The organism is Chitinibacter bivalviorum (assembly GCF_013403565.1).
Lineage (GTDB): Bacteria > Pseudomonadota > Gammaproteobacteria > Burkholderiales > Chitinibacteraceae > Chitinibacter > Chitinibacter bivalviorum.
On sequence record NZ_CP058627.1, the window covers coordinates 3,487,256 to 3,503,092 of the forward strand.

A 15,837-nucleotide genomic window follows, 5' to 3' on the forward strand; every position below is an offset into this window, starting at 1 on the left:
GTTGCAGTTCGGCCGTCTAGCTGAGGTAGGGGCTGATATCAAATTCGTCGATTTGCTCTGGTTTCATATAACGCTGCGCATATTCGCGATAAATGCCTGAACGTAAGAAGAGCGCGAATAAATCGGCATCAATATGCTGATCTTTGCGCATAAAGCCCATAATTTTGATCGCCTCGGAGAGTGTTTTCCCTTTTTTATAAGGGCGATCAACCGCGGTGAGCGCTTCAAAAATATCGGCGATCGCCATCATGCGGGCGGGCAGGCTCATTTCATCGCGTTTCAGGCGTTTAGGATAGCCAGTGCCATCCATTTTCTCGTGATGACCTCCCGCTATCTCGGGTACCCGAGCGAGGTGGCGTGGGAAGGGCAGTTTTTCCAGCATGATAATGGTCTGGATAATGTGCTCATTGATTTTGTAGCGTTCCTCTTCAGATAGTGTGCCGCGCCCTACACTCAGGTTATACATTTCTCCGCGATTATATAAATACTCCGGCACATTCACCTTAAAGCCCCATGGATTATCCTCTGGCAATTGTTCGCGAGCTGTTCGGGTAAATAAATGTTCCGGTTTGTCTGACAGCAGCGGCTCGGTGGCTGGGAGAGTGGCCTCGGGGGCTCGCGCTTTGCGTTCTTTCTCTTCGTGTGAAATCCCGATTCGATCCGATAGCGTGCGCTGCCAAGTGCGTGCAGCAATTTGTTTGAGGCGATCGACTTTTTCGGGGGCCATAAACTCGCCGCCTTCATTGCAAGTGGCTATAAAGGCGTAATCATCATCCAGTTGTGTGATGGTTTCCTCTAATTGGGCTTCGAGTGCACTTCGATCGCCGCCGCTAGCGACTTGTTGCCAGTAATTAATTTGCGCATCGCGTTTCAATACTTCAAAACGCATCCGGACTTCATGAATTCGGTCGTACAGCGTTTCCAGTTTGGTCGCCTTGTCGACGACATATTCAGGCGTCGTGACCTTGCCGCAATCGTGTAGCCAAGCCGCGATATGAAGTTGCTCCCATTCACCTTCGCTGAGCTGGAAGTCGGCATAGGGGCCATCCTGTTCGGCGCATGCAGCGCGAGCCAGCATCTTGGTTAGTTCAGGGACGCGCTGGCAGTGGCCGCCGGTGTACGGGCTTTTTGCGTCAATAGCGCCAGCAATAAGTTGGATAAAGGCCTCGAGCAAGGTTTTCTGCTCTTGAATCAGGCGTTGGTTTTCAATCGCCACCGCAGCATTGCCTGAAATGGCTTCAATGAGCGCCTGCCGACCGGGGTCAACCTTATTGGTGCGCAATAGCATCACAATGACGCCAACCAAAGTTTGGTTGCGATCTTTAAGCGGCAGTGTAATGGTGGTCATTGCCTCAGTAATCGAGGGTTGGCTGCCAAATAGGTTATGCAGTTGCTCAAGACTTAGCTGGTCAATGATGGTACCTCGCTGGGCAGAGCGGGCAATAATACTGTCGCTGTTATCGAGTTGGATTAAAGGCCGCTTGCTTAGATCTAGCGCGGTTTTGTTGAGTAGACCATGGCTGGCTTTTAATGATTGTGTATTGGGTTCTGGTAGGTAAATGACACCGCCTTGCGCCCCGGCGATATCCGATAACTCGTTAAGTACCCGTGCTAATAGCCGCTCAAAATTGGTTTCGGAAGCCAGGCTGGTCGACATATCCAGAAACGAGTGGATGGTGGACTTCATATTGCCCATCGCATTGGCGAGCTGAAGGACTTCGGTAATATGTGATTTCACCTCGATAGGTGATTCGAAATCAAATTGCTCGATTTTTCGCGCCTCATCGGTGAGGCTTTTTAATGGTTTTGAAGCCATGCGCGAAAATTTCAGGGCCGCAAATAGCCCGATGAGCAGTAAAAGACCAAAAATCAGCATAGCCTGATTACGCGATGCAGTGACTTTCGCTAGTAATTCAACTTGGGGTGATGCGATCAGCAGGCGCAATGGTTGGCCGCCAGGGATGTCTATATTGGCGACATAACCTTGCCATTGCTCATCGGTGGCGCTGAATGTGCCAGGGTGTTGGCTGTATTGCGCGGCCTTGCTCAGTAGAATTTGCAAAACTGGGGCATCTTGATTGATGAGTTTGGGTAAGCCCATGCTCCCATCCGGACGGGCGATTAGTTTTGGGACACGGCTGTCAGATGTGCCACGCTGCCAGCAGAGAACTTCTTCCTGTAAGTTGATAAGGGCAATGCGGCTGTTAGGGGTGATGGTTTGTCGTAATGCTTGCTGGATGCGGCTCATCACAATGTCCATTGCCACGACGGCATCTTCGCCTGCTGCTTTTTTCGAGTAGCTCACGCCGACTTGTTCGCTGGTCGCGAAATAATACGGGTCGCTGGCGATGGCGCTGTCGGGAGAGTTAAACCCTGCGCTGTACCAAGGGCGGGTGCGGGGGTCGAATTTATAATTGGGGTCGATGCGCCGCCCTAGCTCTTTGAGTTGGGCATCGTAATACAGGTATTCCCCCTGCATTGTTTGGTCAATCAGGCTGACGCTTTGTACTACCCAGCGGGTGTTGGCGGGTGGGTTGAGTCGGGTGCGAAGTATTTTGTTTTCTTGCCATTTACGCACCATAAAAAATTCGCCATTTCTATACCCTACATAGGTAGATGTTGCCGATTCAATGCTGCTAAGCGCTGTGGTGATATACCTTAGGCTGTCCAAGCGTTCATTCAGTGTTTTGGCTTTGATGATTCGCTGATGGGCGAAAATATCGACAAAGGTCTTGGTGGGTTGGTACACGCTGGCGACACTGGATGCCGTCATTTTGCTGATCATCTCAAAGCGCTGATTTGTCGCTTCTAAGGCATCTTTATTCATGCGCTCAAAGAGCACGATGCCGATCAGTAATGAAAAGGCCAGCATAAGCCCCGTAAACAGGTAGGAGATATGCACATGTAATGGGATGTTTTTGTTGCTGAACGGCATGATGGCGCTCGCAGTGGATGGTGTTCAATTAGTATAGGGTGAAAGAATGGGGTTTTCCGTGAGAAATAATCGAAAAAAAGCCCGCATAATTGCGGGCTTTCTTGGCAAGTGAATTGTACTGCTTACAGTACTTTAGCAATTGAATCAGCAACATAGTCGATGTTGTTTACGTTCAACGCGGCCAAGCAGATGCGGCCTGTTGAAACTGCGTAAATGCCATAGTCAGCACGCAGTTTTTCAACTTGCTCAGCAGTCAGGCCAGTGTACGAGAACATACCGCGCTGTTGCGTTACGAATGAGAAGTCTTGCGCTACGCCGCGCGCTGCGAGTTTTTCCACCAGACCAGAGCGCATTGCACGGATGCGTACGCGCATACCGCCGAGTTCTTCTTCCCACATCGCGCGCAATTCTGGGCTAGCCAAGACTGCGGCTACCACTGCGCCGCCGTGGATTGGTGGGTTAGAGTAGTTAGTGCGGATCACGCGTTTCAGCTGGCTCAATACGCGGCCAGATTCTTCTTTGCTTGAAGTAATGATCGACAAAGCACCAACGCGCTCGCCGTACAAAGAGAAGCTTTTTGAGAATGAGCTAGAGATAAAGAATTGCAGGCCAGAAGCTGCGAATGCTTTAACCGCTACTGAGTCAGCGTCGATGCCTTCAGCAAAACCTTGGTAAGCCATGTCGAGGAACGGCACCAAGCCGCGCTCGCGGCAAACTTCAACCACTTCACCCCATTGTGCGTCAGACATGTCGGCGCCCGTTGGGTTGTGGCAGCAAGCGTGCAAGATAATGATCGAGCCTGCGTCCAGACCGAGCAGGAAGGCTTTCATCGCTGCGAAATCAACGCCGCGTGTCGCAGCATCGTAGTATGGGTAGTCGCCCACTTTGAAGCCAGCCGCTTCAAAAATCGCGCGGTGGTTTTCCCAGCTTGGGTTGCTGATGTAAACGGTGGCATTTGGGTTCAGACGGTAGAGGAAGTCGCCACCAATACGCAAAGCGCCAGTGCCGCCCAAGGCTTGAGCGGTTACAACGCGGCCAGCTGCAGTCAATTCGCTTTCAGCGCCAAACAACAGATTTTGCACGCCTGCGTTGTACGCTGGGTTGCCTTCGATGGCTTGGTAGCCACGGGGCGGCTGAGCTGCCAAACGTGCTTTTTCCGCTTCTTTAACCGCAGCGAGCAAAGGAATCTTGCCTTCGTCGTTGTAGTAAACGCCCACGCCCAGGTTTACTTTGGTGCTGCGTGTGTCAGCGTTAAACTGTTCGTTCAGGCCCAAGATTGGGTCGCGAGGGGCCATTTCTACGGCGGCGAAAATCGAGGATGTCATCCTGTGCTCCATCAATGTGTGTATCCGGGCAAGGGCTCTCGTGCGGTTGCCACGGTAGGGGAAAATGCAGGCAAAGATTTTATCACGACTCGGCGGCTTGTGCTGTAGCACTGCGGTGGCTGGCGTTGTTGTGGATCAAGCGCGATTGATGTGCTGTGTTTTTTGTGGGTATATGCATGAAATTTATTTTGGATAAAGATTTCATGCTGATACGGTGACGGGGTATACGCCACTTCCGATGGTGGTACTCATCACTTTGCGCCATTTTTGCGTTCAAAATGAAACTTTGACGCTCGGCGGTGGGGCGCAATACCGCACAAAACCACGCCACAGCTCAATTGCTGGTGACGTGGTTTTGATGATTTCAGTTGGCTGGAATTGTGGCCGGCTTAACTGCTGCGGCGTGAAAAATCGCGCGGTCTAAAGCCCAGTAGGCCCAGCGTGACAAAGTAGGTCGCCATGCCTGCCGCCACCAGTCCAGATAAGCGCAACAGACGCATTGCCATATTGCCTTGCGACCAGTCGGGCATGATGTGTAGCAGGCCCAGCAGTGAGATGGCCATCACCGTGACCGCGATCAACAGCTTGATCAGAAAGATTTTCCAGCCCGCTTGCGGTTGGAAAATCTGCTGCGTACGTAATTTGTAGAATAAGAACGACGCATTGGTCAGTGCGCCCAGACTAATCGCCAGCGCCAGCCCTGCGTGTTGCAGCGGGCCGATCAGGATCAGATTGAAGCCTTGGGTAATGCACAGCGTGAAAATCGCAATTTTCACCGGCGTTTTGATGTTTTGGCGCGCATAAAAACCGGGAGCCAAAATCTTGATCAAAATAAGCCCGACCAAACCAACCGCGTAGGCGCTGAGCGCGCGTTGCGTCATCGCAGCATCGTGCGCCGTGAATTTGCCGTATTGAAACATCGCGACTGTAAGCGCTTCTGACGTGATGGCCAGTGCGACGGCGGAAGGAATCGCCAGTAGTAAAGCCAAACGCAGGCCCCAATCAAGTATGCGTGAATATTCGGCGGTATCGTTGCTGGCATAGGTTTTCGACAGCGAGGGCAGCAAAATCGTCCCTAGCGCCACGCCGAGCAAGCCCGTTGGAAATTCCATCAAGCGGTCGGCGTAATACATCCACGACACAGAGCCCGAAATCAGGAAAGACGCAAATACGGTATTAATAATCAGTGAAATTTGACTGACCGATACGCCCAGAATCGCGGGTCCCATCTGACGCATTACGCGCCACACGCCCGCGTCATGGAAATTGAGTTTGGGGCGCGTCAGCATATTAATTTTGCGCAAATAGGGAAGTTGATACGCCAATTGGGCAATGCCGCCGACAACAGTCGCCCACGCCATCGCTTTAATCGGTGGATCAAAATAGGGGGCTAGAAACACGGCGAAAATAATGAACGACACATTCAATAGCGTCGGTACAAAAGCCGGAATCGAAAATTTATTCCACGTATTGAGCACAGCGCCGGCGAGTGAGGACAGCGAAATGAGCAAAATATAGGGGAAGGTAATGCGCAGCAGATCAACGGTCAGGGCGAATTTATCGGGGCGATTCGTAAAGCCGGGGGCTGTGGCCATAATAATGAACGGCGCGGCAATCATGCCGATGGCGGTGACGATCGCGAGGATCAGCGTGAGCATGCCGGAGACGTCGGCGATAAATTCGCGCGCGGCCTCGTCGCCTTGTTTATTCTTATATTCTGCCAGTATAGGTACGAAAGCTTGGCTAAATGCGCCCTCGGCGAAGATACGTCGCAAAAGATTGGGTAAACGAAACGCCACATTAAAGGCATCCGTTGCAATGCCCGCGCCAAACATCCGCGCCATAATCGCATCGCGCGCAAAACCCAATACCCGTGAAACCAAGGTCATCGAGCTGACGGCCGCTACGGCTTTGAGTAAATTCATTTCTATCGCCCCTGATTGCTTTTGCTGCGCATGATACGCTGCTCTTGCGCTTGTCGTGAAGAACGAATAAAATCGTCGGCTTTCTAGGGTTGTGTGTGCTGCCGAAAGTCCGTGTCTCCGGCCAAGCAGTAGACCCGTTACACCTACTAGGAGCATTACAACATGGCAAATTCAGCACAAGCACGCAAGCGCGCTCGTCAAGCTACTGAAGCACGTGAACACAATGGCGCTCAGCGTTCAGAATTCCGTACTGCAGTTAAAAAAGTAATCAAAGCCATCGCTACTGGCGATAAAGCTGCTGCAACTGCTGTTTACCAGCAATCAGTTAGCACTATCGATCGTATCGCTGACAAAAAGATTTACCACAAAAACAAAGCTGCTCGTCATAAGAGCCGCCTGGCTGCTGCTATCAAAGCAATGGCTTAAGTTTTTGCCCGAATCGCAAAAAAGCCCACTTTCGAGTGGGCTTTTTTGTTGCCTGCCGCCTGCGGAACTGTGGGTTTTCAAGTGAGGCAGGTCTCGGCTCAGCCGAGCCCTAGATGATTAGGCTGATTAGTTCGCAGGCTGATGTTCTATACCCACACCCCCCGCCCTCTCCCTGAGAGGGGGCCTCGCTGCGCCTGTACTGTTGTGGTTTGTTGACCTTTGCTGGTCTCGGCTGAACCGAGCCCTTTAGGTTGGTGTTTGATTTGCAGGCTGATGTTCTATACCCACACCCCCCGCCCTCTCCTTGAGAGGGGGCCTCGCTGCGCGAGTGGGTAGTTCATGGCAATGTTTTGCTTGCTTGGAGAAATTGTATTTTAGAATTTTAATGCGGGTGCGAGAGACGGAAGCTTTCCATGATGCGCCAGTAAGACGCTTCTTCCAGAATAAATACTCGGCCATCAGGGGCTTCGTGCGGGGCGATGTCGATGACGATGCGCACAAAACGGCCAATATCCTGCCATAGCGCGGCGGCGATGCGCTCGACAAACCAATCGGCGCTTTCGCCGGGTTTGAGCGCGGCTTCGTGGCGGAGTTCGAGCAGCAATACGCCATCGGCAAGGGGTTGTTTGCGTACCCACGATGGCATGCACCACATTCGGCGAATCGTAGCCAGTGCAATATCGGCCTCTTGCGGCGCAAGGGGTGACAAACCAATTTGTAAACGATATGAGCTAGCCATAAAATTGACCTTGCCAATGCTGCGGTAATGTTTCTTTATTACACTGCGCTGCCGAAGCTGTCTAGTGTTATTAGCCACGATGGTGGAGTTCTCCACCTTATTTGCGCTTTATGCTAGGCTTAAAGCGCGTCTCAATCAAAGATCACACACTATGACCGACAGTACAGAGCTGGGCGCTCGCCCGAAGATCTTGGTAGTTGATGATTCTCGTATCGTTCGTGCAACGATCAAAAAACATTTGTCCGAGTTGTACGAGTTAGTCGAAGAGGCTGACGGCGAGGCGGGTTGGCGGCGTCTGATGAGCGACGATAGCATTAGTTTGCTGCTGTCTGACTTAACCATGCCCGAGCTCGATGGTCTGGGTTTGCTCGCTCGAGTGCGTGCATCGGGTGAGGCGCGTATGCACTATCTGCCCGTTATTATTATTTCGGGCGAAGAAGACGAAGAAACCAAATTGCGCTGTGTAGAATGCGGCGCGAATGATTTTGTCACCAAATCAACCGATCGTACCGAAATGCTGGCGCGGGTGAAGGCCAATCTCGATTTGGCACAGACGCGCCGTGATCTGGCTGAATCTCGTTCTGTCCAAATCCAAACCAGCACCACAGATGCCATGACGGGCGTCGGCAGCTCGCATTTGCTGAATTTGCAATTAGAGCAGTCGCTGGCTTTTGCCTTTAGGCATAACAGCGAAGTCACCGTGATGCTGCTGGAGATCAATCACGGTCAGACTTTGCAAAATAAATTGGGCGAGCGGGTACACGGGCAGTTACTCGGTTTGCTGGCTAAATTGCTCGAAGCCAAATTACGCAAGGAAGACACGCTGGCAAGGCTCAATGATTCGATGTTTGCAATTGTGTCGCCGGCGACGCCTTTGATCGAAGCGCGTGTGGTGGCAGAGCGCTTGCGCCAGACGGTTGCGAATGCGCGCGTGAATTACCGCAACGAGCAATTGCGCGTTACCGCCTCGATTGCGGTGGCTAACTCTTGGCATGATGACGTGCACTCGGCCGAGCGCATGATGGCCTTGGTGCAAGATCGCTTATTTGCCGATCCGATGGATAATCATGTCTTTATGGTCGATGCGGCCACTACGCAAACACCCATACCGCTGATTTCTGAAGCGCTGGTGATGTTGCATAAAGGCAGTGCAGATGAGTTGCGCCCACATCTGAAGGCCTTGTTGAATAATCTGAAGCCACTACTGCAACTCGCCAATGAAGATTTGGCGCTCAATTGGGATTTGTCTAAGCTCGATTGATGATGGGGTATGGCTTCAAGAGCATTTTTATTGAATGCTTTTGAGCTTATACCTCGGTGGCGTATTTACTGTCTTCATTCCTCAGTGTCAATCTGCGCTCCACAAACAACGCGTTACCTTGTTGCTGTTTGGCCATGCTCTTAGCAGAGCTGGCGATGCTGGCGACTTCGTGGTGAGATTCAAATTGGCTGGCCACAATATGAGCTGCGCCGAGGGATAGAGATAAGAGCGGGTGACGTTCAATTTCACCTTGCCGATTGGGCGCGGTGTAACTGCCAAACGCTAAATCTTCGGCGTTAAAGAAATCACGAGTGCGGATCGAGAAATCGCTGAGTAATTGCTCGCAGCGCAGATGCCAGTCGCTGCTGCGCAACAGCAAAATAAAATCATCCCCGCCAATATGGCCGACAAAATCCAGACTCGGGTCAAAATGGTGCTGCAATAATTGCCCTAGTAATTGCAGCACATCATCGCCGCGCGCATAGCCGTAAATATCGTTATATGGCTTGAAATGATCCAAATCGGCGTACACCACGACAAAATTAATTTGATCTTGTAGCAGGCTCGCAATGGCGTTCTGAATCGGCACATTGCCCGGCAGACCCGTTAGGGGGTTGGCGTGCCGCGCGCTACTGATTTGCAATTCCGTCATGGCACGGATCAAATCTTGACCCGTTCCCATGCCCAGATAGCGCCCTTGTTCGGTCAGGATAAAACCATCGGTCAGGTAGCGCCGCTCGCTGGAGGTCACCTGCCGTGCTAGCTCTGTCAGGCTGGTGGCTTGTTCGACGATCAGTGGTTGTCTGTCCATTTGGGTGGCACAGCTACGCGTGCCGAATAATTCACGACTAAATGGGCGGGAAAACATTTCCAGGATGTCATGGCGCTTGAGCAAACCAATTGGTCGGTCATTTTCCAAAACCGGAATCGCGTACAACTCGGGCTGAGCGTGAAAGCGCTGCCACACGGTCTCATTGCTATCGTTGGCAGAAACGGCGGGGGTATCTTTGAGTAGTGAGCCCGCCGTGGTACTGCGCTGATTGAGCGTAATCGGGCGCTCTATCGTTAAACGCGGCAGCTGCAATTGCACGCTAGGGTGAGGCTGAGGGCGGCTAATCAAATAGCCTTGCGCCAGATTAATCCCGATGCGTTGGATGGTTTCCAGTTCCGCTGGGGTTTCGATCCCTTCGGCGATAACACGGGTGCTGGTGTTGAGCGCGATATGTTGAATAGAGCGAACAAACTGACGTTTTTGCGCGTCGTTATTGATGCCATTGATAAAGTATTTATCGATTTTGACAAAATCGGGTTTGAGCTCCGACCACAATCGCAAGCTGGAAAAGCCTTCGCCCAAATCATCCAGTGCAATCTTAAACCCCATTTCCCGATAATGACCGATGGCTTTGCTGAGCAAATCGTAATCGCTAATCGCCTGTGTTTCGGTGAGTTCAATCACGACGCGCTGTGGCGCCAAACCCACTGTTTTCAAAAATTCCAGCGTGGCACCCGGGCGAAAGCTAGGTAAGGTTAAGCTGCTAGGGCAGACATTGAGAAATAATTTACCCGGCAAGCCACTTTCGGCAAAGGCGCGAATCACGACTTTGCGGCAGGCAATATCCAGCTCGGAAAGCAGCCCGCATTGCTCGGCGGTTTGAAATAAATTAATCGGGGAATGTAAAAAATGAGCCGATGGGCCGCGGATCAAGCCTTCAAAGCCGAATGCCTGCCCATCATTGAGTGCGGCAATTGGCTGAAAGAGCGCACTGAGTTGTTGCTCATGAATAATATGAAGCAACTCGGTGGAAAATTGTTCTGGAAGGCTTAATTTGGGCATGCCATTTCATCGATGGAGCGGCGAGCCCTGTAAGGTAACAGTGAAAGATGACGGGTTTGTTACATCGTTACGTGAGCTATTTCACCTCGTTGGCGATGAAAACTGCTAGTGGCTTGATTTTTATCGGCTTTATGAAAACAAAAAAGCCAGCCGATGAAGGCTGGCTTAAGACATTTTTGTTTCAAATTGGTTAAAGCGTGAAGCGCTGGGTGATCGGCATCCGCCAGTCTTTACCAAAAGAGCGCTCGGTAATTCGTGGCCCAACTGGCGCTTGGCGGCGCTTGTATTCATTGATTTTGAGCAGGCGCACGACCTTGTTTACATCGGCTTCACTGTAGCCACGCGCGATGATGTCGGCGATGCTGAGGTTTTCCTCGACATACGCGGCCAAGATTGCGTCGAGCACATCGTATTCGGGCAGACTGTCTTGGTCTTTCTGATCGGGACGCAGCTCGGCCGACGGTGGGCGGGTGATAATGCGCTCAGGGATAGGCGCGCTCTGGCCCTTGGCAATGGCTTGCGCGTTGCGCCAATTCGACAGGCGATACACCATGGTTTTGGCGACGTCTTTGAGTACCGCAAAACCGCCGGCCATATCGCCATACAAGGTTGCATAGCCCGTCGTCATTTCGGACTTGTTACCCGTGGTGAGTACCAGTTTGCCGGTCTTATTGGATAAGGACATCAGCAACATACCCCGGATACGGCTTTGCAGATTTTCCTCGGTGGTGTCCATTTCACGGCCAGCAAATTCATCGGCTAAACCCGCCATCATACTTTCATACATCGGCCAGATTTCGATTTCAGAATATTTGCAGCCGAGGATTTCTATCATTTCGCGCGAGTCATTCACCGAAATATCGGCGGTGTAGCGCGATGGCATCATCACCGCGTGGCAACGATCCGCGCCCAGCGCATCGACAGCAATCGCCAAGGTTAGTGCCGAATCAATCCCGCCCGACAGACCGAGCAAAATGCCGGGGAAACGATTTTTGCCGATGTAATCTTTGACGCCCTGTACCAGTGCGCCATAAATGCTTTCTTCTATGGGGGTATCGGCTGCAACATCAGCTTGCGCAATGTCTCCATCCATATACTCACAATATGCGATTTGATTTTGGTAAGCCGGCAATTGCAATGCCAACTCGCCTGATTTATTCAGCGCAAACGAATGGCCGTCAAACACCAATTCGTCTTGCCCGCCGACCAAGTTGCAATACACCAGCGCCATCTCGTTTTCTTCGACGCGCTGGCGTGCCACTTCGCGGCGGGTTTCTTGTTTGGCTTGGTGGAAAGGCGAGGCGTTCAGTACCAGCAAGAGTTCTGCGCCTTCATCACGCGCGGCTGCCGCTGGCTCGGTATCCCACATGTCTTCGCAAATTGCGATGCCGACTTGGACGCCATTTTGCTCAAACACTAGCGGGGCAAAGCCCGGCGTGAAGTAGCGAACTTCGTCGAAAACGGCATTATTGGGCAGCAATAATTTGTCGTAACGGCCAATGACGTTGCCGTCTCGAATGACGCTGGCTGAATTGAAGACTTCCTCACCCGCGCCATAGGGGTGGCCAACGATCAGCGTAATGCCGTCGAGTTCATCAATAAACCGCGCAATCGCCTGTTTGCATTGTTTTAAAAAGGCGGGGCGCAGTAGCAAGTCTTCGGGCGGATAGCCGGTGAGTGCTAATTCAGGCGTCAGCAGAATATCCGCGCCTGCCGCAATCGCTTCGCGCGCCGCAGCGAAAATCAGCTCGGTATTACCGGCAAGGTCACCAACAATCGGGTTGATCTGGGCGAGGGCGATTTTCATAGCAACAGGTTCACGCGAAGTAAAAACGCTATTTTAACGATTTGCTGCCTGCTCTGTGCGCAAAATCACGTGATTGAGCCGTCTGATCGAGGTTAAGTCACTGTACAATCAGCCCTTTATGCCAAAAGATCCATTGTTTTTGCCATGAGTGAAGCCAAAATCGCGCACTATCAGCTCTTGTCTCGCCTCGGCCAAGGCGCAATGGGCGTGGTTTTTCGGGCTCGCGATGAGCGTTTACAGCGTGATGTGGCGATTAAACTCTTGCAAGTGTCGCTCGATCAGGGCGAGGCCGCCGACTATGCCGCGCGCCTATTGCAAGAGGCACGTTCGGCAGCGAGGCTCAATCACCCCGGTATTATCACGGTCTACGACTGCGGCGAATGGCGAGGAAAGCCATATCTGGCAATGGAGTTGGTGCAGGGCGTGACGCTGAAGGCGCTGCTGGATAAACGCGGCAAGCTGGCGGTGAAAGACGTCATTGGCTTGGCCAAGCAAATGTTTTCCGCACTCGCGCATGCCCATGTGCATGATGTGGTGCATCGCGACATCAAACCCGCCAACTTGATGTTGACACAAAACGGCCGACTCAAAATTACCGACTTTGGCATTGCCCAACTGCCTGCCAGCGATCTGACTCGCACAGGCACGGTGCTCGGCTCGCCGCGCTATATGTCGCCCGAGCAACTAGGCGGGCAAAAAATTGACGGACGGGCAGATCTATATTCGGTCGGCGTCGTGCTATATCAGGCCTTAACGGGGCAAGTGCCATTTGATGGCGAGCACACGATGAGTATTATTTTTAATATTCTGCACGCCGAGCCGACCGACCCACGCCAACTCACCCCAGAAACCCCCGCTTGGCTGGCGGCGGTGATTTTGCGCTGTTTGGCCAAGTCGCGCGAACAGCGCTTTGCCAATGCCGAGCAAGCCTTATTGGCTTTACACAACGCGGCAGAAATCCAAACCGATCCGGTGTCGCCAACCCAAACTAAGCCCGACCTTGATTCCGCAGCAACTCAAGCTGAGCGAGATAAAGTGGCGCCAGATGCAAGGCAAGCAAATTCGCCGCTCATGCGTTGGTTGTTGCAAACGCTAGAGATGCTGCATTGGCTTGTGCTCAATCTATGGTCGATCTTGCTGCTATGCGCGAAGGCAATCAGACCTGTGGTACGTACGCTGGGCGAACAAATTCGCATATGGATGCCAAGACTGGCTGCTGCGACGTGGCGTGGCTGGTGCTGGGCCAAGCCGCATTTGCTGCGGGGCGGGCAAAAGCTCGGTGAGCTGGGGCAGCTGTTGTGGCGTCAGTGGTTGAAATGGCCGCGTCCGGCGCAGTGGGCGAGTGGTGGATTGACGATATTACTGATGGTGGCGGGGGCTTGGTCTTTACGCCCCGCACCAATGATAGAGCCCAGTATGGAGGTGGGACGAGAAGAAGTTGTTGTGATCCCAGAAAACCAAGTCAATCAGGCAGAGCCTGTTTCGGATTTCGTGCCAGTTGAGCCGCAGGTCGCCAAGTCTGAGCATGTAAAAGCTAAAGCAGATCCGCATCCGCGCGAAGCGATTGATCCTACTGTGGATAACGCTCAATCAGCACCAGATAACACTCGCACTGAGCCTGTAGTGCAAACTTCCAAGTCTGAAATTAGCGATTTGGGTAATGCCATTTCGCGCAATTTGAAGGCCACACAAAAACAGTTGCAAGGCTCGGTAGATGGTTTGATGGCCTGTATTGAAGGCGACGCCCAGTGCCAGAAATCCAACCCACCCCAGCAGCCCCAGCATCGCCGCTAGGCTTGGCTGTTTCTTTACAAAAAACAGCGATCACTGTCTATGATGATCTGTACACGCGTCTTTACTAGATTGGGTTGAGACTAGATTAAGACCATTGGGGGTGACAAGCTCTATGAATAAAATAAAACACGTATTGATGTTGTTTGTGGGGGTTGTGGTCGGCTTGTCAGTCTTACAGGCAGGCGGGCTGTATATGTTGCTGGGGCAATTGCAAACCGTGAGCGAGTATGAACATTCGGTCACTGATGTGTTGGTCGAAAATCTCGTCGCCACCAAGTATGACATTGTACAAATCCAGCAATACATTACTGATTCGGCGGCCACTCAAGAACAAGATGGCATAGTAGACGCCAAAAAAGCTTTAGATGATGCCCAGATCAAGCTCGATAAGATTGCCAGCCTATCGAGCAACATGAGCGGCGCTGTAACGGAGTTAAAGGCGGCAAATCAGAAACTGTATGATACTGGCCTGAAAATGGTTGCGGCCTACGGCCAAAGCCGTGAAGCAGGCAATCAGATTATGAAAGCACCCGATGGTTTTGATGCGCAGTCTGATCAAGCGCAGCAAGGCCTAGAGAAACTCAATGGCCAGATTGAAGCTTTACAAGAAAAAACCGTCGGAGATGTGGATGACAAAACCACTGAGTTGCGCTGGGTTACTGCCGTTTTAGTTATTTTGCTCACTGCTTGTGTTGTTGCGGGTGGCGTTTTGATCTATCGAATGATTATGGGCTTGCTCGGTGGAGAACCTTCGGTCGGTAAAAAAGCGGCTGAGCGACTCTCTGAGGGGGATCTGACTTATCAGATACCAGTGCTAGACGGTGACCGCAACAGCCTGATGGCGTATTTATCAAGAATGCGTGCGCGTTGGACCGACGTAATTTCAGGCTTAAATGGGCAATCCATGATGCTGCATGGTCAGGCAGAAACCCTGCATGTGCAGGCGGATAATTTGTCGCAAGCCAGCGCAGAGCAAAGTCAGGTCGCTAAACGGATTGCCGCCAAAGTTGAAGAATTAGCGGTCACGATGACGCAAATCACCGCGCAAGCGACTGCGGCATTTGGCCAAGTGTCGCAAACGGGTGAAGCGGCGATGCGTACTACCAAAGTGCTGCAAAATGTGACGAATGAGATTCGCCAAGTCGAAGTTAGCGTGTATGAGTCGGCTGAAAATGTGACGAATCTGCACAAGCAAATGGCTGAAATCAATTCAATCGTCACGATCATCCGCGAAGTCGCCGATCAGATTAACTTGCTGGCGCTCAACGCCGCCATTGAGGCCGCGCGGGCAGGTGAATCGGGGCGCGGGTTTGCGGTGGTGGCTGATGAGGTGCGTAAATTGGCTGAGCGCACGGGGGGCTCGACCAAATCGATCTCCGACATGATTCAAAATGTAGGCTCAGTGACGCAAGGTATTGTCGCTGCTATTGAAGAAAGCGTCGCCCGTGTGGGCTCCGGGGTGGAGTTGATTAATTCCGCCCAAGGCGAAATGGCGCAGGTGCTCGATGCTTCAATTCAGGCCAGTAAAGATATGGCGCAAATTCATGATGCGCTAGATGAAGTGAGTGGTACATCGACGCAAATTGCGCAATCAGTCGTCCAGATTGCGACGATGAGCGAGCAAAACTCTTCTTCTTCGGCTGATCTAGCGCAGACGAGTAGCATGATTGGCCAAGTCGCCGATGCGCTGCGTTCGGATACGAGTTATTTTAAGTTGGAACACAAAACCGATAATGATGTTGAATTGTTCTAATTGAAGTGTATTTCGCTGCAGGTATTATTCAGTAATCT

The 15,837-nt window shown here is 52.0% G+C and carries 10 protein-coding genes; 4 read left to right on the plus strand and 6 right to left on the minus strand.

The features are described 5' to 3' along the window. Window positions 1-16: 16 nt before the first annotated feature. The 3 genes from HQ393_RS17760 to murJ form a co-directional block, all read right to left on the minus strand. Entirely contained in the window at window positions 17-2,935 is a 2,919-nt protein-coding gene (locus tag HQ393_RS17760; RefSeq protein ID WP_179356681.1) for an HD domain-containing phosphohydrolase, read from the minus strand. A gap of 122 nt (window positions 2,936-3,057) precedes the next feature. Beyond that, window positions 3,058-4,260 (minus strand): amino acid aminotransferase, encoded by a 1,203-nt coding sequence (locus HQ393_RS16440; protein WP_179356683.1) that lies wholly within the window; start codon window positions 4,258-4,260, stop codon window positions 3,058-3,060. Between the two features lie 389 nt (window positions 4,261-4,649). Beyond that, on the minus strand, window positions 4,650-6,185 hold the full coding sequence (murJ, locus tag HQ393_RS16445) for a murein biosynthesis integral membrane protein MurJ (protein ID WP_179356685.1): 1,536 nt from the start codon (window positions 6,183-6,185) through the stop codon (window positions 4,650-4,652). Window positions 6,186-6,347: 162 nt separating this feature from the next. Between murJ and rpsT the strand changes: the two genes are divergently transcribed. Then, window positions 6,348-6,611: a 30S ribosomal protein S20 gene (gene rpsT / locus HQ393_RS16450; RefSeq protein ID WP_179356687.1), complete on the plus strand. Its 264-nt coding sequence runs from the start codon at window positions 6,348-6,350 to the stop codon at window positions 6,609-6,611. Between the two features lie 382 nt (window positions 6,612-6,993). On the opposite strand, the gene HQ393_RS16455 is transcribed toward rpsT, so the two are convergent. Continuing rightward, the gene (locus HQ393_RS16455) at window positions 6,994-7,350 is read right to left on the minus strand and encodes a hypothetical protein (RefSeq protein WP_179356688.1); all 357 of its coding nucleotides are present in this window, start codon (window positions 7,348-7,350) and stop codon (window positions 6,994-6,996) included. A gap of 151 nt (window positions 7,351-7,501) precedes the next feature. On the opposite strand from HQ393_RS16455, the gene HQ393_RS16460 reads away from it, so the two are divergent. Further along, complete coding sequence (locus HQ393_RS16460; protein WP_179356690.1) at window positions 7,502-8,611, plus strand: GGDEF domain-containing response regulator; 1,110 nt, start codon at window positions 7,502-7,504, stop codon at window positions 8,609-8,611. A 46-nt stretch (window positions 8,612-8,657) separates the two neighbouring features. On the opposite strand, the gene HQ393_RS16465 is transcribed toward HQ393_RS16460, so the two are convergent. After that, window positions 8,658-10,445, minus strand: coding sequence for an EAL domain-containing protein (locus HQ393_RS16465; RefSeq protein ID WP_179356692.1), 1,788 nt, complete (start codon window positions 10,443-10,445; stop codon window positions 8,658-8,660). Between the two features lie 190 nt (window positions 10,446-10,635). Continuing rightward, on the minus strand, window positions 10,636-12,252 hold the full coding sequence (locus tag HQ393_RS16470; protein ID WP_179356693.1) for an NAD+ synthase: 1,617 nt from the start codon (window positions 12,250-12,252) through the stop codon (window positions 10,636-10,638). 144 nt (window positions 12,253-12,396) lie between these two features. Between HQ393_RS16470 and HQ393_RS16475 the strand changes: the two genes are divergently transcribed. After that, the gene (locus HQ393_RS16475; protein WP_179356695.1) at window positions 12,397-14,046 is read left to right on the plus strand and encodes a serine/threonine-protein kinase; all 1,650 of its coding nucleotides are present in this window, start codon (window positions 12,397-12,399) and stop codon (window positions 14,044-14,046) included. Window positions 14,047-14,158: 112 nt separating this feature from the next. Next, window positions 14,159-15,799 (plus strand): methyl-accepting chemotaxis protein, encoded by a 1,641-nt coding sequence (locus tag HQ393_RS16480; protein WP_179356697.1) that lies wholly within the window; start codon window positions 14,159-14,161, stop codon window positions 15,797-15,799. Window positions 15,800-15,837 lie beyond the last annotated feature (38 nt).